General features: G+C 51.2%; 21 protein-coding genes. 1 reads left to right on the forward strand and 20 read right to left on the reverse strand.

Annotated features, from left to right (window positions below):
* Nucleotides 1-30: 30 nt before the first annotated feature.
* The 20 genes from U9M73_RS07815 to U9M73_RS07910 form a co-directional block, all read right to left on the reverse strand.
* A complete protein-coding gene (locus tag U9M73_RS07815; protein WP_009225874.1) occupies nucleotides 31-303 on the reverse strand; it encodes an HU family DNA-binding protein in 273 nt (90 codons plus the stop codon).
* Nucleotides 304-792: 489 nt separating this feature from the next.
* On the reverse strand, nucleotides 793-2,271 hold the full coding sequence (gene spoIVA / locus U9M73_RS07820; RefSeq protein ID WP_260071273.1) for a stage IV sporulation protein A: 1,479 nt from the start codon (nucleotides 2,269-2,271) through the stop codon (nucleotides 793-795).
* A 401-nt stretch (nucleotides 2,272-2,672) separates the two neighbouring features.
* The gene (locus tag U9M73_RS07825) at nucleotides 2,673-3,428 is read right to left on the reverse strand and encodes a DUF3939 domain-containing protein (protein ID WP_009225872.1); all 756 of its coding nucleotides are present in this window, start codon (nucleotides 3,426-3,428) and stop codon (nucleotides 2,673-2,675) included.
* Between the two features lie 37 nt (nucleotides 3,429-3,465).
* Nucleotides 3,466-3,816, reverse strand: a complete 351-nt coding sequence (locus U9M73_RS07830) for a 2Fe-2S iron-sulfur cluster-binding protein (RefSeq protein ID WP_009225871.1) — start codon at nucleotides 3,814-3,816, stop codon at nucleotides 3,466-3,468.
* Nucleotides 3,817-3,826: 10 nt separating this feature from the next.
* The gene (locus tag U9M73_RS07835) at nucleotides 3,827-4,462 is read right to left on the reverse strand and encodes a nucleotidyltransferase family protein (RefSeq protein ID WP_009225870.1); all 636 of its coding nucleotides are present in this window, start codon (nucleotides 4,460-4,462) and stop codon (nucleotides 3,827-3,829) included.
* Nucleotides 4,463-4,504: 42 nt separating this feature from the next.
* Nucleotides 4,505-4,684, reverse strand: a complete 180-nt coding sequence (locus tag U9M73_RS07840; RefSeq protein WP_009225869.1) for a DUF2768 family protein — start codon at nucleotides 4,682-4,684, stop codon at nucleotides 4,505-4,507.
* A 145-nt stretch (nucleotides 4,685-4,829) separates the two neighbouring features.
* On the reverse strand, nucleotides 4,830-5,102 hold the full coding sequence (locus tag U9M73_RS07845) for a stage VI sporulation protein F (protein WP_009225868.1): 273 nt from the start codon (nucleotides 5,100-5,102) through the stop codon (nucleotides 4,830-4,832).
* 303 nt (nucleotides 5,103-5,405) lie between these two features.
* Complete coding sequence (locus tag U9M73_RS07850; RefSeq protein ID WP_009225867.1) at nucleotides 5,406-6,446, reverse strand: NAD(P)H-dependent glycerol-3-phosphate dehydrogenase; 1,041 nt, start codon at nucleotides 6,444-6,446, stop codon at nucleotides 5,406-5,408.
* The gene (plsY, locus tag U9M73_RS07855; protein WP_009225866.1) at nucleotides 6,439-7,050 is read right to left on the reverse strand and encodes a glycerol-3-phosphate 1-O-acyltransferase PlsY; all 612 of its coding nucleotides are present in this window, start codon (nucleotides 7,048-7,050) and stop codon (nucleotides 6,439-6,441) included. Before plsY ends, U9M73_RS07850 begins: the two co-directional genes overlap by 8 nt.
* 11 nt (nucleotides 7,051-7,061) lie before the next feature.
* The gene (gene der / locus U9M73_RS07860) at nucleotides 7,062-8,384 is read right to left on the reverse strand and encodes a ribosome biogenesis GTPase Der (RefSeq protein WP_323076736.1); all 1,323 of its coding nucleotides are present in this window, start codon (nucleotides 8,382-8,384) and stop codon (nucleotides 7,062-7,064) included.
* Between the two features lie 191 nt (nucleotides 8,385-8,575).
* A complete protein-coding gene (rpsA, locus tag U9M73_RS07865) occupies nucleotides 8,576-9,811 on the reverse strand; it encodes a 30S ribosomal protein S1 (RefSeq protein ID WP_016311778.1) in 1,236 nt (411 codons plus the stop codon).
* Nucleotides 9,812-10,011: 200 nt separating this feature from the next.
* Nucleotides 10,012-10,593 (reverse strand): lysophospholipid acyltransferase family protein, encoded by a 582-nt coding sequence (locus U9M73_RS07870; protein ID WP_323076738.1) that lies wholly within the window; start codon nucleotides 10,591-10,593, stop codon nucleotides 10,012-10,014.
* 6 nt (nucleotides 10,594-10,599) lie between these two features.
* Nucleotides 10,600-11,298 (reverse strand): (d)CMP kinase, encoded by a 699-nt coding sequence (cmk, locus tag U9M73_RS07875; protein WP_009225862.1) that lies wholly within the window; start codon nucleotides 11,296-11,298, stop codon nucleotides 10,600-10,602.
* 115 nt (nucleotides 11,299-11,413) lie between these two features.
* A complete protein-coding gene (locus U9M73_RS07880; RefSeq protein WP_323076740.1) occupies nucleotides 11,414-11,623 on the reverse strand; it encodes a hypothetical protein in 210 nt (69 codons plus the stop codon).
* Between the two features lie 108 nt (nucleotides 11,624-11,731).
* Complete coding sequence (locus U9M73_RS07885; RefSeq protein ID WP_323076741.1) at nucleotides 11,732-12,385, reverse strand: flagellar brake protein; 654 nt, start codon at nucleotides 12,383-12,385, stop codon at nucleotides 11,732-11,734.
* A 147-nt stretch (nucleotides 12,386-12,532) separates the two neighbouring features.
* A complete protein-coding gene (gene ypeB, locus U9M73_RS07890) occupies nucleotides 12,533-13,900 on the reverse strand; it encodes a germination protein YpeB (protein ID WP_323076743.1) in 1,368 nt (455 codons plus the stop codon).
* A gap of 80 nt (nucleotides 13,901-13,980) precedes the next feature.
* Nucleotides 13,981-14,133, reverse strand: coding sequence for a hypothetical protein (locus tag U9M73_RS07895; protein ID WP_260071251.1), 153 nt, complete (start codon nucleotides 14,131-14,133; stop codon nucleotides 13,981-13,983).
* Nucleotides 14,134-14,224: 91 nt separating this feature from the next.
* Nucleotides 14,225-14,917, reverse strand: coding sequence for a glutamic-type intramembrane protease PrsW (gene prsW / locus U9M73_RS07900; RefSeq protein WP_260071252.1), 693 nt, complete (start codon nucleotides 14,915-14,917; stop codon nucleotides 14,225-14,227).
* An 85-nt stretch (nucleotides 14,918-15,002) separates the two neighbouring features.
* Nucleotides 15,003-15,623, reverse strand: a complete 621-nt coding sequence (locus tag U9M73_RS07905) for a genetic competence negative regulator (RefSeq protein ID WP_009225856.1) — start codon at nucleotides 15,621-15,623, stop codon at nucleotides 15,003-15,005.
* A 201-nt stretch (nucleotides 15,624-15,824) separates the two neighbouring features.
* Nucleotides 15,825-16,220 (reverse strand): hypothetical protein, encoded by a 396-nt coding sequence (locus U9M73_RS07910; RefSeq protein ID WP_036645806.1) that lies wholly within the window; start codon nucleotides 16,218-16,220, stop codon nucleotides 15,825-15,827.
* A gap of 96 nt (nucleotides 16,221-16,316) precedes the next feature.
* Between U9M73_RS07910 and U9M73_RS07915 the strand changes: the two genes are divergently transcribed.
* Nucleotides 16,317-17,216 carry a polysaccharide deacetylase family protein gene (locus tag U9M73_RS07915; protein ID WP_323079091.1) on the forward strand — a complete coding sequence of 300 codons (900 nt, stop codon included), beginning with the start codon at nucleotides 16,317-16,319 and terminating at the stop codon, nucleotides 17,214-17,216.
* Nucleotides 17,217-17,271 lie beyond the last annotated feature (55 nt).

The raw sequence follows: 17,271 nt of genomic DNA on the forward strand, positions 1-17,271 counted from the left end.
GTCTTTTGCACGGAAGATACGTAGAAATCTTTATTTAATTCCGTCTTTGAGCGCTTTACCTGGTTTGAAAGCAGGAATTTTGCTCGCAGGGATTTCGATTTCCTCTCCGGTTTGCGGGTTGCGGCCTTTACGGGCGGAACGCTCGCGGACTTCAAAGTTACCGAAGCCAACCAGTTGAACTTTATCTCCGTTCTGCAGCGCTGTGGAAATCGCATCAAAAACGGCGTCAACCGCTTTAGTCGCGTCTTTCTTGGACAGCTCAGTACTTTCTGCAACTTGAGCAATCAAATCGGATTTGTTCATGTGTATTTCACCTCCCACCAAGGAAAATAATACCACTTGCTATTTGTGTTTCCGTTTTACCGCAGAATATACGTGATTTATGCAATTCATTACGTACAAGTTCCCGAAAAACGTGATGAAATCGCGCTTTCGGGGACGCGGAACAAATTTATAGTAATACAGCCCATGCATAATTTCAAGCTATTTCAAGGCTTCCCGGCGATATTTCCTCAATTCGCCCTACAAATTGGACCTTTCCGCCCCCCAAATAACAAAACAACCGCACGCAGCCAAAATACAGCATACGCGCGGTCATTGAGGAGGAATTGCAATTAGTAAAGATAAAAATTCGGCTTTTCAGCACCGAGAAGGTTGGATGAAGCTAGGGACTGAGTAGCGGAGCGTACATAGAGGTACGTGAGCAACGGAAGGCCCGGCTGAATTCAAGATTCGACGCCGACTCCGCTTCCTCAGGTTAGCTTCGTGATCAAAAGCCGAATTTTTAATTACCTATAGAATGATGGCGATGAGGCCGCCGGAGCCTTCGTTGATAATCCGCCCCAGCGTTTCCTGCAGCTTGTAACGTGCGTTATCCGGCATCATGGCAATTTTGCCTTGAATGCCTTCGCGTACGATCGAGTGCAGGGATCTGCCGAAGATGTCGGATTCCCAAATCTTGATCGGATCGTTCTCGAAATCCTGCATCAGGTAGCGGACAAGCTCTTCGCTTTGCTTCTCGGTCCCGATGATCGGCGCAAATTCCGACTCGACATCGACGCGGATCATATGGATCGATGGTGCCGTCGCCTTCAGCCTTACCCCGAAGCGGGAGCCTTGACGGATCAGCTCTGGCTCATCCAACGCCATTTCCGCAAGCGTCGGCGCAGCGATACCGTAACCGGTCGTTTTGACCATTTCCAGCGCCTCGGCGAACCGGTCGTATTCCCGTTTCGCGTGCGTGAATTCCTGCATCAGCTGCAGCAAATGGTCTTTGCCGCGAATTTCTACACCCACCACTTCCATCAGGATGCGATCATACAGATCATCCGGCGCATACAGATCGATCTCCGCTACACCTTGACCCATATTCAGTCCGCTCAGACCAGCTCGATCGATAAAATCGTATTCCATGAAATTTCCGACAACCCGGTCGACATCGCGCAGACGGCGAATATCCTTAACCGTGTCACGGACGGAGTTCTCAAAATTGGTGCGCAGCCAGTGGTTCTCGTTCAGTACCATCACCCAGCTAGGCAGGTTGACGTTGACCTCATGTACCGGGAACTCATACAGAACTTCCCGGAGGACACCGGTCACGTCTTCTTCCGTCATTGTCGCTGCGCTGAGCGCAAGGACCGGAATGTCATATTTTGCGGCCAACTCACCGCGGAGTTGCTGTGTTTCCTCACTGTTTGGACGCGTCGAGTTGATCACCAGCACAAATGGCTTGCCGACCTCCTTCAGTTCGGCAACCACCCGCTCCTCAGATTCCACGTAAGAATAACGCGGAATATCGGCGATCGTTCCATCCGTCGTCACGACAACCCCTAACGTGGAATGTTCCTGGATGACTTTGCGCGTTCCGATTTCCGCAGCCTCTTGGAACGGAATCGGTTCTTCAAACCATGGGGTGGAGATCATTCGCGGCCCATTTTCGTCCTCGTAGCCTTTTGCGCCTTCCACGGCGTATCCGACGCAATCGACGAGTCTTACGTTTACCTCGAGTCCTTCAGCCACCTTGATTTGCACCGCATTGTTCGGGACAAACTTCGGTTCGGTCGTCATAATAGTTTTGCCGGCGGCGCTTTGCGGAAGTTCATCTACCGCGCGGACTCGATCTGCTTCATTTGCGATGTTCGGGAGTACGACAGTTTCCATGAATCGCTTAATAAAGGTCGACTTCCCGGTACGGACGGCACCGACGACCCCTAGATAGATGTCGCCTCCAGTTCGTTCGGCAATGTCCTTAAAAATGTCCACTTTCTCCAATACCAATGATATCCCCTCCTCAAATTTCGCCGAAGGAAAAATGCCCCGAGAGCATCCGCTTCGTGATTCGTCATGATTTTGGGCCTCGCTGCTGCGGCAGGAGCGGCAGCCCCTCTTGCCCGTGTCCGCCGCCGCAAACCTGTGGAAAGAACCTGAACGAAGCGGCGTAAACTCGTACATGCATTTGGACTAGTAACATCTTATGTACCAGATGCGAGAATATGACGGTTAAAACCGTCCAAGCCCGTTTTTTTTGCGGGGCCGCTCATTCAACCCGAACAAGGCGGGCACTTAACCGCCATACTCCCATTTGTATGACTCTATCGGAAAAAGTATGACGCCTCAGGGATAGGAGAAGAGAGAAAAGAAAAACCTCCCGAAATCATTCGAGAGGTTTCTTCTTAATTGAGATATGGTACGGGTTCGCTTCCGTTCCAACGGTAAGGCGGCGACTTCACCGGAACGAACGCGGAGCGGTCCGTCAACCAGGTGCGCAGATCTTCGTCGCCTTGCGGCGTTTTCCCAGACTGATCGATCGCCTGCATAATATCAAAAGCGTAATCCACGTACACATTGCCCTGCTTGTCCATCAGGTAGGAAAGGGTCTCCCCGGAATAGACACTGGTCAATGCCAAGCTGTCGGCCTTAAGCAACGGGAGATCAACCGTATACAGACCCGGATAGACCTCACCATTGGCCTCGCCCGGGAGAGCATCTCCGTGGCTTGTACGGTAGCTCAGCACTTTGTGCTGGACGTCGTTCACCTTCTGAATCGTGTTTAAATCCATTACTTTAACCGTAGGGTCGGTTTCTTCATCGATAACGAGAAAATAGACGCTTCCGCCCTGCTCAAAGGCTGCCGCCGGAAGCTCATCCAAATAACCTTCCCGCTTCAATTGGTTCAAATCGATCTTGTATTTCTCGTATCGCGGAGTATCCTCCCCGGCAGTAATGATCGGCAGGATCCCCTTATCTTCCTGAAAACGGTCCAAAGCCCGTTGAACCCGGTCCACGCTCTCCATATAGGAAACCGGGCCGCCCTGCTGCCTCTCCCCGCGGTACAAACAGCCTGACAGCAGCGAGGTCGTTAACGCCAATAAGACAACCAGCGCCGCTGATCTCAAGCAGGTATGCTTCAAATAACGTAACTTCGTCATGTTGAAAATCTCACCTTATCCCCTTCCGTACTTGCCGTTACCATAATTCCTCCTCTTCCCGCTGCCGTTCCAGCTGTTTGCGAATCGCCGCCTTGAGCGGGTCCTTCGGCAGCTGAACCACCACATCCCCCCGGATCTTCGCCTGACAGGCCAGGCGCATCCCCTGGTCCAACAGCGGGCCAAGCTTGCGGCGCTCCGCATCGCTCGGAGGAGTTAACGCGGCAGCGTGCTCCGGATCGACCTGAACTTTGCACATCAGACAGCCGGCATTCCCACCGCATCGCGTCGCTAAATGAATTCTAGCTCCACGGGCAGCCCTCAGAACCGAAGTGCCCGGCCGGACTTGAACGGTTTTCCCGGACGGCAGAAACGTAATACGTCCTTCCACGATCCGCTCCTTAAGCCTTCCTGCCGCGATATTCGCGCCATGGCCGAGAGAGCAGCGGGCGATCCAACAACTCAGCCATCCGTCCAACCCAATCCGCCGACCATTCGTTCCGTTTCAACAGCTCGTCCAACAGGGGCAGATGTCGATCCGGCTCTTTACGGATCATCCCCGCAATCGGCAAATAGCGATCCGGACGCTCGCGCAGGAGGTTAAACACCAATTCATGGGCTAACGGCATGACCCATAAAGCGCTATCACGCAATTTCACACGCTGCGCGGCCGGCGCGAGCAACGCTTCTATCTCCGTCCGATAGAACGCCCCGGCGGTATGGACTTCAAATCCGCCTACCAGCTCAATTGTCGACTCGCCAATACGGTAATGGCTTAACCGGGAGGTATAGATTCCGCTCCGGTCATGACGCGGCTGGTCCGTCGCAAACTGCCGGAGCCGCTCGTGCAGCCGGTCGGCGGTCGCCAGATCCGCATAGACGTCGATATCCCGCGGAACCGTCGCAAGCTCAACCCCCTGGAGCCACAATCCGCAGCTTCCCCCTAGCAGCCACTTGCCCTCCATTCCACAGCTTTCGGCCAGCTTGCATAATTCTTCGGTTAAATCGGCATAGGCTTTGCTATCTTGTTGTTGCATATCTCTTCCTCTTCTCTTGGGTTCAGTGATGTAGAGGTGCTGTCAAGTAATCGACACAAGCCCGGTCAAAAAGCCCACCAGCATAATAAAAAAGGCAAGGAGCGATAAGATTCCCTTAATCCACCCTTTGGTTTTCGTCCGTGCAAATGTGATTAAAAAGACCGAGACCCCCATGATCAATACGGCGGCGATCGATAGCCACATCTTCGTCATTGCATCCATCTGTTTATTTCACCTACTATTTTTTGCTTTAATATGATCCATATTATAGCATTATGCGGTCTTTCAGGCTACGCGCTGGCCAAAACTAAACAAAGCCCCGCGGCATACGGCCGCAGAGCTTAAGGGCAATAAGGATCACCTTTATTTATTTTTTAAGCATTAACTTCATTAAGGCTTCCATATTGGACGGATTCATGCCGCTTTTTTTCACGGCGTTCACGATCTCGTGAATCGTGCTTTCCGACACGGGAACTTTCGCCATCGCCGATACTTGCTTGATCAGCTTACGTAGTTCGGCTTCATTTTGAATGGTTGATGGCTTTACGGTGCTGGCCAGCTTTTTGACCGAACTTTCCGAGATCGCTTTACCCGTCTTCTTGTTGATGGCATTCAAGGCCTCTTTGGATATCTTGCTCACGCTTTCGCCTCCTCCGTTGTCCTCTTCAACCAATGTATGAGAGGGCGGAGGTAAAGGTGATATTCCCCAGCAAAACGGGCTCTAACGGCGATATCAAAAGCCGTGTCTGGTAACTCCAATTTCAATAAAGGTTCAAAAAGGCGGCTTTTCAGCACCGAGAAGGTTGGATGAAGCTGGGACTGAGTAGCGGAGCGTAGGAGACCTACGTGAGCAACGGAAGGCCCTGCTGAATTCAAGATTCGATGTCGAATCCACTACTTTGAAGATGCTTCGTGATCAAAAGACGAATTTTTGAACTTCCGCTCAAGTGTGCCATTGTTCCCAGGTTTCTAGGGACATCACTTCCATCTCCGTTTTCCGGTCGCGTCCCATCAGCGCCTCTACAGCGGTGCGCGGGTCCAGCCCCTCGAATAGGACGTGGTAAAGCTGAGCCGCAATCGGCATCTGCACCTGATACTTCTCAGAGATGGCATGGGCCGCTTTCGTTGTGCGAATGCCTTCTACAACCATGCCCATCTGGGTTAATACTTCCTCCAGCGGTTTGCCTTCGCCCAGCATAAACCCAGCTCGCCAGTTCCGGCTGTGCCGGCTGGTTGCCGTCACGACCAGGTCACCGACCCCGGCCAAACCGGCAAAGGTCAGCGGGTTGGCTCCCATTTCAACGCCGACCCGCGTAATCTCCGCAAGACCGCGGGTAAGCAGTGCCGCCTTGGCGTTGTCCCCGTAGCCCAGTCCATCGGACATTCCGGCGCCCAGCGCGATGATATTTTTTAAAGCCCCGGCAAGCTCCACGCCTACCATATCCCGGTTGGTGTAGACGCGGAAATACGGGTTCATGAACAGGTCCTGAGCCAATTCAGCCTGGGCCGCGTCCTGTGCAGCGACAACCACAGTGGTCGGGCAGCGTTTCACAACTTCCTCCGCATGGCTAGGACCGGACAATACAACAATACGCCCCTCTTCACAGCCGAGTTCCTCCGCGATCACCGTCGACATCCGCTTCATGCTCTCAATCTCAAAGCCCTTGGTGGCATGCACCAGCAGCATATCCTCATGCCAGAAAGGCTTTAGTGATCGAGCAACCTCACGAACCGCCGAGGACGGCGCAACCATCACGACCGCTTTCGCACCGGTCACTGCGGCTTCCAAATCAGTGGTTGCCGTAAGGCGAGGCGACAAGTCCACGCCAGGCAAAAAACGTTCATTGCGATGTTTCGTATTGATTTCATCCTGTTGCGCTTCGCTACGTGTCCACAAGGCAACTTCCATGTCTTTGTCGGCGAGCACACTGGCGAGTGCCGTTCCCCAACTGCCCGCCACCAGCACGGCGGCTTTATTAGACAACGCGATCTCCTCCTTTGGATCCCAGCTTATTTTCCTTGCCGTGCACGATCTTCACGATATTCGTGCGATGTCTCCAGAAGGCGAACACGCAGATGACCAGACTCGCCCAGAAATAAGGGCCGAATTCGCCGGAGACCGCCAGAAAAATCGGCGTCAAGAAGACGAAGATAAGCGAACCAAGCGAGACGTACCGGGTAATAACGATCGATAATATCGCAATGATCCCCGCGTACAACGCAGGGAAGAAAAACAAGGTCGCCATCACGCCAATCGTGGTGGCAATCCCTTTTCCGCCGCGAAAGCGGAAATAAAGCGGCCAGTTATGGCCGACGATTGCTGCGATGCCGCACAGCGAGGCGATCCATTCGACGCCGTCGCCTAGCCAGCGGCCGATCCATACTGCGGCAATCCCCTTAAGCACATCCAGGGCCAGAACGAGAATCGCCGGGCCTTTCCCCAGTACGCGCAGTGTGTTGGTGGCTCCCGCGTTTCCGCTGCCGTGCTGGCGAATATCGATGCCTTTCAAGGCTTTCGCCAACACGACGCTGAAGCTAACCGAGCCAAGCAAATAACAAACAATTACAGCTATTACGGGTAAAATCACCTTATTCTCCCCTAACCTTCATCAGACTTGCGCCGCGTAAACAGCCGGATTGGCGTTCCCTCAAAATCAAATGCTGCCCGGATTTTGTTCTCCAGGTACCGTTCATAAGAGAAATGCATCAGCTCCGGATCGTTGACAAATACCACGATGGTCGGCGGTTTCACCGCAACCTGCGTGACGTAATTAATTCGCAGGCGCCGCCCTTTGTCCGTTGGCGGAGGATTGATGGCGATTGCATCCGACACAACATCGTTTAGCAAATGGGTCTGCACGCGCTTCGCATGCTGATCTGCGACGTGCTGAACCACCGGCAACAGTTTATGTAAACGCTGCTTCGTTTTAGCTGACAGGAAAACAATCGGGGCATACGTCATAAACAGGAAGTGGTCGCGGATTCTTTGCTCAAATTGGTGCATGGTTTTATCGTCCTTCTCAACCACATCCCATTTGTTCACGACGAAAATGGAAGCTTTACCGGCTTCATAAGCGTATCCCGCGATATGCTTATCCTGTTCGATGATCCCTTCTTCGCCGTTGATCAGAACCAGTACCACATCCGCCCGCTCGATCGCTTTCATGGCGCGCATAACGCTGTACTTCTCCGTCGTTTCATAGACCTTACCGCGTTTGCGCATCCCTGCGGTATCGATCAGGACGTACCGTTGACCGTCTTTCTCGAACGGCGTATCAATCGCATCACGGGTTGTTCCGGCGATATCGCTGACGATGACTCGCTCTTCACCGAGGATCGCGTTCACCAGCGAGGATTTCCCCACGTTTGGACGACCAATCAAAGCGACCCGGATCACGTCATCATCGTATTCGTCATCCGCGAGCTCCGGCAGATTATCCGCAATCGCATCCAGCAAATCGCCGATGCCCGTGCCATGGCTGCCCGATACCCCAATCGGCTCACCAAAGCCGAGGTTATAAAACTCATAAATATTGTCGATCCGGCCGATGTTATCCACCTTATTCACCGCGACAATGACCGGCTTGCCTGACCGGTACAACAAATTGGCGACCTCCTCGTCCGAAGTAGTCACGCCAGCCTTGGCGTCACACATAAATACAATCACATCGGCTTCCTCGATCGCGAGTTCGGCCTGCATACGGATCGATTTGAGAATCGGCTCCTTGTCGTCGAGTTCAATCCCTCCTGTATCGATGATGCTGAACGGTTTCCCGTTCCATTCCGACGCGCCGTAAATCCGGTCGCGCGTAATCCCGGGCTTATCTTCCACGATTGCCAGGCGGTCACCGATAATCCGGTTAAATATCGTGGATTTCCCCACATTCGGCCGCCCGACGATAGCCACAACGGGTCTTGCCATTGACATCCCTCCTAATACTTATTTTTGGATCCTCAAAATGGAGTTGATTCTCTATATAGGCTTCACACGTTTATTTACGGATACACGTAAATCATCATAGCAAAAAAAAGATGGCTTGGCTAACGGTCAACAACAAAAACGGCGAACCCGCTTCTTCAGGGTCCGCCGATGTTCGAGCCACTAAAACCTGATTATTTCAGTTTGCTGAGTTTATCGCCGAAGCGTTCGCCCAGCGTGATGCTTAAGCCTTGGTTGCTCAGCGATACGTTAGGGTTGTCGCCCAGGTCTTCTTTTCTCACGCTGCTGCCTTTGGAAGGTCTTTCGCTCTTCGGTGCAGGAGCCGGAGCTTCTTCCGTTTCCTTAATGCTGAGGCTTACCCGTTTCTCGCTAGGGTTCACGTCCAGCACTTTCACCTGTACCGTTTGTCCTTCTTTCAGCACTTCATGCGGAGTTCCGATATGCTTATGCGAAATTTGAGAGATATGAACGAGTCCTTCTACCCCCGGTGCGATTTCCACGAAGGCACCAAAGTTCACCAGTCGTTTAACTTCGCCTGTTACAATGTCACCGGTGTGGAATTTCTCAGCCGCTGTATCCCAAGGACCTGGTTGTGCTGCTTTGATCGAAAGGCTGATTTTGCCTTTTTCCGGATCAACTTTGAGCACTTTCACCTTCACTTTGTCGCCTTCGGACAGGACGTCAGCAGGTTTGTCAACATGGTTCCATGCGATTTCGGATACGTGTACCAATCCGTCTACGCCGCCTACGTCAACAAATGCACCAAATTGAGTCAAGCGTTGAACCGTACCTTCCAGCACTTGGCCTTCTTTCAATTCAGCCATCACTTTTTGTTTGTTCGCTTCAAACTCTTCATCAAGCACATCCTTTTGGGAAAGGATCACTTTGTTGTTCTCACGGTCAAGTTCTTTCACTTTGACGCGCAGCGTGCGGCCTTTATAGTCGCTGAAGTCTTCAACGAAGTGACGTTCTACCATCGATGCCGGAATGAAGCCGCGAACGCCTACGTCAGCGACAATCCCGCCTTTGACGACGTCGGCAACCGTAACTTCGAAGACTTCGCCGTTTTGGAACTTCTTCTCCAGCTCTTCCCAAGCGTTTTCGCTGTCAATCGCACGTTTGGAGAGCACCAGGCGTTCCTTCTCGTCGTCGATGCTGACCACTTTCGTTTCTACCTCTTGGCCTACTTGCACAGCATCCGCCGCATTGTCGAGATGTACGGAGGACAGCTCGCGAATAGGAATAACACCGTCGTATTTATATCCAATGCTTACATAAGCTTGGTTATCTTCGATTTTGACGATCGTTCCTTTGACGGTGTCCCCTTTTTTCAAAGAGACGATTTGCTCCATCTCATCCTGGCTAGCGACTTCCGCAGCCTCTTGAACATTTTTTGTTTCTTCCGACATGTCAATAACCTCCTCAATTCAAAAACCCATTTATTTAAACCCGCTCTAAAGGTTGTTCAAAAAGCCAGCTTTCGATCACAAAGTAAAAAATTGACTTTTTGAGCTTCCACTTGTAGCGAAGTTCAAAACAATCCATTAAGGTATAGCTTCCCAAATGTTATCAGCCTTCATGCATCCCATCTGGCAAAGGCATGAAAAAATTAACGCTTCTTCAGCTCGGCGATGCTGGCCATGATTTTCTCCGTAGCTCGCTCGGCTGCGTCAGGTCCGCCATTCTCCTTGAACTCCGTCAGATCAACCGGCGGTCCGTAAACGACGCGCAATTTCCGAAACAATTTATAAGTGCCAATAATCGCAACCGGAATCACCGCTGCGTCACTGCGAAGCGCGAACGTCGCCGCACCTTTCTTGCCGATCATATTCGCTTCGGCGTCTTTCACCCGACGGCCTTCCGGGAAAATCCCGATGACGTGACCGTTACGGAGCAAGGTCAGCGCGGTTTTGATCGATTCTTTGCTTACGCCCCCCCGCTTTACAGGGAAAGCTCCTAGCTGCCGAATCAGCCAACTGAAGCCGAAAATGTTGAACAATTCCTGCTTGGCCATAAAATGCACCTTGCGTTCCAACATGATGCCGATGGTCGGCGGATCAAGCAAAGTTAAATGGTTGGAGCACAAGAGCACTCCGCCTTCTTTGGGGATATGCTCCAAGCCGCTTACCTCAAAGCGATACAACAGCTTATAGAGGATGCGAAGCACACTTCGACAAAAACGATAGATCATCCAGGCTCAACTCTCACTTCCATAGGTTCTGCACATTGCTACGATGTGGTCGGCCACTTCGTCCAAGGACATCTGCGTCGTATCCAGCAGCTGAGCATCCTCTGCCTGCCGCAGCGGGGAAACCTCCCGCTCCCGGTCCAGCCGGTCTCGCTCTTCAATCGATCGCACGAGGTCATCGAAGGAAATCTTGTCCTGCTCCTTCATTTCCTTGTAACGCCGACGTGCCCGTTCCTCAACGCTCGCGGTCATGAACACCTTCACTTCCGCATCAGGTAATACGCAAGTGCCGATATCGCGTCCGTCCATGACGACGCCTTTGCGCAAAGCCATTTGCCGCTGCAATGAGACAAGCCGATCGCGCAGCCCCTCGATTTGCGCATATCGGGACACTTGGGCATTCACGGCTAACGAGCGAATCTCTTCCGTGACGTCTCGACCGTTCACCCGGACCTGTTGCCCCTGTTCTCCAGGCAGCAATTCGATATCCAATTCAGGTAAATGCTGCAGCACTTTGTCCACTTCGTCTGGTCCGATCCCTAGCTGCAGAAAATACCAAGTTGCCGCCCGGTACATCGCCCCGGTATCGACGTAGACATAATGCAGTCTACCGGCAACCATTCGAGCTATCGTACTTTTCCCTGCCCCCGCAGGACCGTCGATGGCGATGTTGATTTTCTCATGGGTTGTAGACGTCTCGCTTGCCAAAGGGGCATTCCTCCTCAAAACAAATCCTCAAGAAAAAAGCAGGCATTGCCTGCGACGTGAAAATTATACCACAGATAACAAAGGGATGCAAAAGAAACGCGCTTGCTTTTCCCGATTAATTCCCTTGTTCTCTGTGAATGGGCACCCCTTCATATTTGTCTGCAGAGGCTAGAACATATCGCAATTCTGGAATCCGTAGCAAGAGTTGAAACAGGCATAATGCTGCCAATAAAACCAGTAAACTCCGTTTTATCCATCTTTCCACCTTGTCCGAGAAAGACAGAAACAGTTCCGTATAAATTTCGTCGTCTTGCGTTTTTTTCATTTCGATTCCCTCCCTGGTTAGCCACACGAACACGGGTGGATTTCAATGCGTTAATGTATAGCTTATCCATATTGGGAAATCGGAAATACCTCCATTGAGCGGATGAAATCAGCGATTTTTGAAATCAAACTGTCGCTCGAAGCAATACCGAATCAGCTTTTGCCGTTCAAGGTCCGAAATGCTTACGAATTTCAGCATGACAATCGTGCGCCCGGTTTCCAGCTTCTTCATCCGAACAACTTCCGCTTCAAAAGGCACATGGTCGATCGTACCATTTTTGAACGGGATGAGCAGCCAGCAAAAGAGCAGATCCCCCTGAGCCAGCTTAAATTCGCTGCTGCAGCTGAAGGAGACCCCGCCGCCGCCAACATCCTCCGTATATGTTACAAAGCGCACGCCGTCCTTCATGAGCACGGCGATTTCCAATTTGGCGACCACTCGCAAAAAATTGCGCCGTTGGATTTTCGTAATCGTTTCCGGCTCAGGCTTGCAAATACGCACTAATTGAACAACGTCGTCGGCAAAACCGAGCACATATGTATTAAAGTAGTTTTTCACTCCGTTTTCTGTCAGGAAATACACGGATAATTCGTCCCCGATGTACAGCTTTCTGATGCGTCCGCTCCCGATCTCGATCGGCACTTCGATCAATAACGATTCTTCTTCCACGTCCGCGATCCGTGATTTACATTCCTTCTCATCATTCGGCTTCTCCACCGAGGCGACTTGAATGTATACAAGATCGTTCACTTTAGGAAACAAGCTTGCCACCGTCCTATGTCATGGTTGTACTTCTATCTTTTGATTATAGCACGGCGCGAGGCGGCTGGACTTAAATAATTCGTTGAAAAATCAAAAAGGAATCTTCCGGACAACCGGAACATTCCTTTGAAGTTGCCGCGCAGAGAATCAGGAAGACTTCGTTTCTCCTTGATTGTTGCGGCTGCGAATCTCTTCGATCATCTCTTCATTGCCGTTCTCAGCGTTGATGAAGATTTTGTACTGCGATCCGTTAATCGAACCGCCGAATTCGTAGGTGAGCACCTTCTCTGCTTGCTCGTTCTCGATGAGCGCGAGACGATGATATTTCTCTTTGTACTCCGGATTCAGAAATTTACGCGCTTGCTGCAAAGTCAGTTTAGGTTTTCCGACATTTTCCCGGTTTTCACGTTCATACACGTAGTCGCTGGCCTGCATCCCGGTCACCTGCCCGTTGTCCAGTGCAACTCGGATCGTGATTTTCTCCGGATAAATGAGCACGTCGCCTTGCTTGCTGACGAACGTGAAGTTCCCTTCATTATCGAACTCATCATAAGAAACGGCCGCTAGCCCCGGATACCCTTTGTTTTCCAGGAAATCTTTGGCCCGCTGTTTCGCCGTGCTCACATCCACCGCTTTCGGTCCGATGGGGCGATGGTAGACATAGGAGATCAAATGGCCGCCGTTCCGGGTAAAATCAAGCGACCAAGACTCGTCGCCTTTTTTGTTCTTCAGGTTGGCCGTATACGAGGCCCACTCCGTTCCTTTCCCGTTCTCTACGACTTGGATGTTCTCTGCGCTCTGCACGCCCGTAAAAGCCGCCGTTTTACGTTTAATTTCCTCAACGGTGATCGGACTACCGCCCAGCTTCTTCACCGAACGTTTATTGTACATGCTGGAGATGGACGGTCCCCAATCCAACTCTGGGTATTCGCCAACCTTTTTATCTACGGTTTTAAAGCCATCGATAATCGTATTGTCCCGCGGCTCCTTCTCGCTAGCCAGCGCCGTCTCGACGTCCATCCAGCGCAGGCGATTCGCGATAACCTTGTTTTGTACGCCTTGCAGGTCTTGGGCGATTTGCGCCGAGCTTTTGTACAGCTCTTTCAGATTTTTTAACTCGTTTTCGGTTAAAGGCTGCTTCGTCAAATCACGAATCGCGGTCTGGTACGAGAACTTCGCGATACGAGACAGAAACTCTTCCGTTTTATTAAACGGGAGCAAGGTTAACGGAAGCTGGTTGATTTCGTTTTGCGCCTCGCTCGTGATGCGCCATACGTTCACCAGCCCTTTACGTTGGGCACCGGTGGAGGCCGAATTTACCGCCAAGGTGTTGCCCAATTCCGTATGCAGCTTGTCCACGTGATAAGACAAATCATGGAACGCCCGCTGATATTGGTTTTCCGCCTTGATCAGAATCGAGTTTTTCTCCTGGTTCTCCTGATACCCCCACACCAGGGCGCCGATCAACAGCACGGCGGTCACTGGAAACAGAATCGCACTCAATCGTTTGTACATTGGGCTTAGCTCTCTCCCTTCTTCAACTAGGTTGGGATTAGTGTGACAAGAAGGAAAGAACTTTATGCATAATCTTCACCCTACTGAATCGCTTCTTCTTCGATCTCAAAGTTATGCTGATTATTGCATAGGCATTGCTTAAAGCCGGTTTCGATATGGCCGCGCTCTTTTTTGCCGCGCAACACAAACCGCTCGCCGCACGCTTTACAAGTAATTCGCACCTTGACGCGCACGAAAAAAGGCACCCCTTTCTAACGATCCTGCAGCCTACCTTAGCGTAAACATGCAAATTGTTAGAATCAGGATGCCCTATTCTGAGGCAAATTAATCTTGCCCCTTCGCCCCCGGCGTCAAACGGAACGGGGAACGGTTGTTGGCCCGATACATCTTCCCGAGCCCTCCGTACCAGAGGAAGGCCATAAGGGGGACGATAAACCAAATCCAATACTGCGTCGTATTGTTTAAGATCCAATCGTATACCCCATGCCAGAACAGCGGGAAGGCTAACGAAAAGATCAGGAACTTTCGAGTTTGCCCGCCGCTCGAGAATTTAGCCCGACCCAGGTAGTACCCCATCATCACCCCGAACATCGCGTGGCCGGATACGGGGAGTAGGGCTCGAACGAGCATGGTGCCAATCGAAGCGTGACTCGCAAAGGCATACAATACATTCTCAACCGTTGCGAATCCTAATGAAATTGCCGCCGCATATAAGATCCCGTCATACGGCTCATCAAATTCGGTATGGTTGTAAATCATATGAAATAATACGAACCACTTCAGCACTTCCTCTACACCGGCCGAAATGCCAAAAGCTGTAACCAACGGTCCTTCGCCCAGCCACATGGTTAACCCTCGCTGGATGATCAGGACCGGCAATACGATCAAGAAGCCAAGCAAAAACACCTTGATGACCATATGCAGCGGTTCCGCATCATACTTGTCCCTGAGATAAAAATACGTAAGCAGTGCAATACCGGGAGCAACCGCTGCGCTTAAAATCGAGAAAAAGAGCAACGGTTATCCCCCCTTATTGGCTGCTTCCGTTCTTTGTCTCTCTCTCTTCTGAATTGACATGGGTCTGCCTTCATACGAGACGTAATCAATCCTGGCGTTTGAAGTGGTTGCAAATCGTATCCACCGCATGATCAGCCATGATTAATTGCCCGTACTCTTCCAGCATCGCCGTAGTTACCGATGTCGCTTCGCCGAATTCAGCTAATACTGCAATCAGAGCAGGATGTTTGCCCTCCTCCAGTTCCTCCGGCTCCAGCTGAAGAACCCATTTTCCATTATATTTATACAGTCTGCCGGCATTGTGAAGCATCGACTTCAGCACGTGTGCCGCTTCGATTACATTCTCGAAATCGTCAAAGGAATACAGAATGGTATCACTTTGCTCCAACGTAACTTCCATCTCATAAACTTCTTCCGGCAGTTCATCCTCATAAGGCGAGCCAATCCCATGTTGATGGTGATCGTATTTGCCGCGCGTAACGATGACGACCATTCCTTGTGCAGGAAGGGCGAACACTTCCACAGCCAATGGCCCGGTGGCGTCAAAGCCCACTTCGTTATAAGCCTGATCCATCATTTCAGTGAACAGGTCATGGACTTTGGGAATTTCCTGCCACATGTCCTCTTTCTGTATACCGCGTTCGCTTAAATCGTCAAACGTGAGGAAAATCCGTATCTTATCCTGGCCTAGTCTTTCTATCTTCATACAGGATCCTCCTCTCTCTATACGTTGTTATAAAACAGATTATGAAACCTGCTGTCAAGTGTGCTGAAAATGGTTCTTTGTATGTATGTTATCACTTATTTCACCTAAATGCACGCTTTAAAATAGAACAAAAAAGAATCATTTTCCGTAACCCCATCAAGGGGGCAGAAAATGACTCTTGTGGTGGTGTTTTGAAACGGATTACAAACCTGGAACCGGGGTTTTCGCCTCTTTGAGGATGGCCTCAACTTCACGGCGCACATCGGGATCGCCTTTAATGAGGTCGGTCAGCTGCTTCAGACTGTATTCCTTCGAATGATTCGAACCGGCCGCTGATACCGTGCCGGAACTGGGATACACCTGGGCGTTGTCTGCCCCTTTAGCCTTTGTGACAGATGCAGACGCCGTATCTTCCGTTTTCAGCGCTGCCGAAATATCTTCGGTGGGGCTGTCGGTACGCTTTGAGGAGATCCCCGCAAACTTCAGGACCGAGCCTGCACCGCTCATCACGGACATCAGGCTTTGCTTCCGTCGCGAAGCCCACATCGCGGCGAAAACGCCAACCAGTAAACCGCCTAAAAATGAGGAAGATTTCACGTAAAAAACCTCCTTGGTTATGTTAAAATCATCTGTAGTGTTCGCGGATTCCCTTAAACTCATGCGGCATAAATACAGGAAAGCGAGTTGACTTCTTTGCTCCACAAGAAGCTCCTGCCCATCGCCGCCGCTTGTCTTATTCTTAGCTCATGCGGCCAAACCGATGCAACCATAACACCAGCCACATCTAACCAAAACACCGCTCCTTCTTCTGAAGCGACCGCGCCAGATGGCGCCAATGATGGCGCCAATGAATCCGGACAGGTTGGCGAACAGCCTGAGGACTCGTCATCATCAGCCGATGAACAGACCTCTTCTGAAGCGGCCGCACCTCCCCTGATGTACCACATTAATAAGGCGTATAACGTAGTGCCCAATGATGAGACCGTGGACAAGAAGGTGGTTCTCCTGACGTTTGACGACGGGCCAAAGGAGAAGGAAATGATTGACGGACTGATCGATACGCTGGATAAACACCAGGCTAAGGCGATCTTTTTTGTTAACGGGTACCGGGTTAAAGCGCATCCCGAGCTGCTGCAGCTAATCCATGACCGCGGGCAGATCATCGGAAACCACAGCTGGGATCACATCGACTTAAAGAAAGAGTCCGCGGCGAATATGCGCAAGCAAATTGAAGATGTGCAAAATATCGTAAAGGAAACCGTCGGCGAAGCGCCACGTTTCTTCCGTCCTCCCTTCGGTTCAGGGAACAAAACAACGCATCAAATCGCAGACGACAATGATCTCATTTACATGACTTGGTCCAACGGTTCCCTCGACTGGGACAGCAAAAACAGAAACAAGCCTGAGGCGGTCATCGCGAATGTGCTGGAACAGCTTCACGCTGGAAGCAACATCTTGATGCATGAGCTGCCTTGGACCGTAGAGGCGCTGGATGAATTGCTCACCCAACTGGAACAGAAAGGATATAGCTTTGTTGACCCCCGGAGTATCGGACCAGCTCCTGATCATGCAGATTCCGAAGCAGCAAAATAACAATGAATTCAAAAAACCGTCAGGAGATAACCTGACGGTTTTAATGTTGAGTTTT

Origin of the sequence: Paenibacillus phoenicis, assembly GCF_034718895.1 — a bacterium.
Classification (GTDB): domain Bacteria; phylum Bacillota; class Bacilli; order Paenibacillales; family Paenibacillaceae; genus Fontibacillus; species Fontibacillus phoenicis.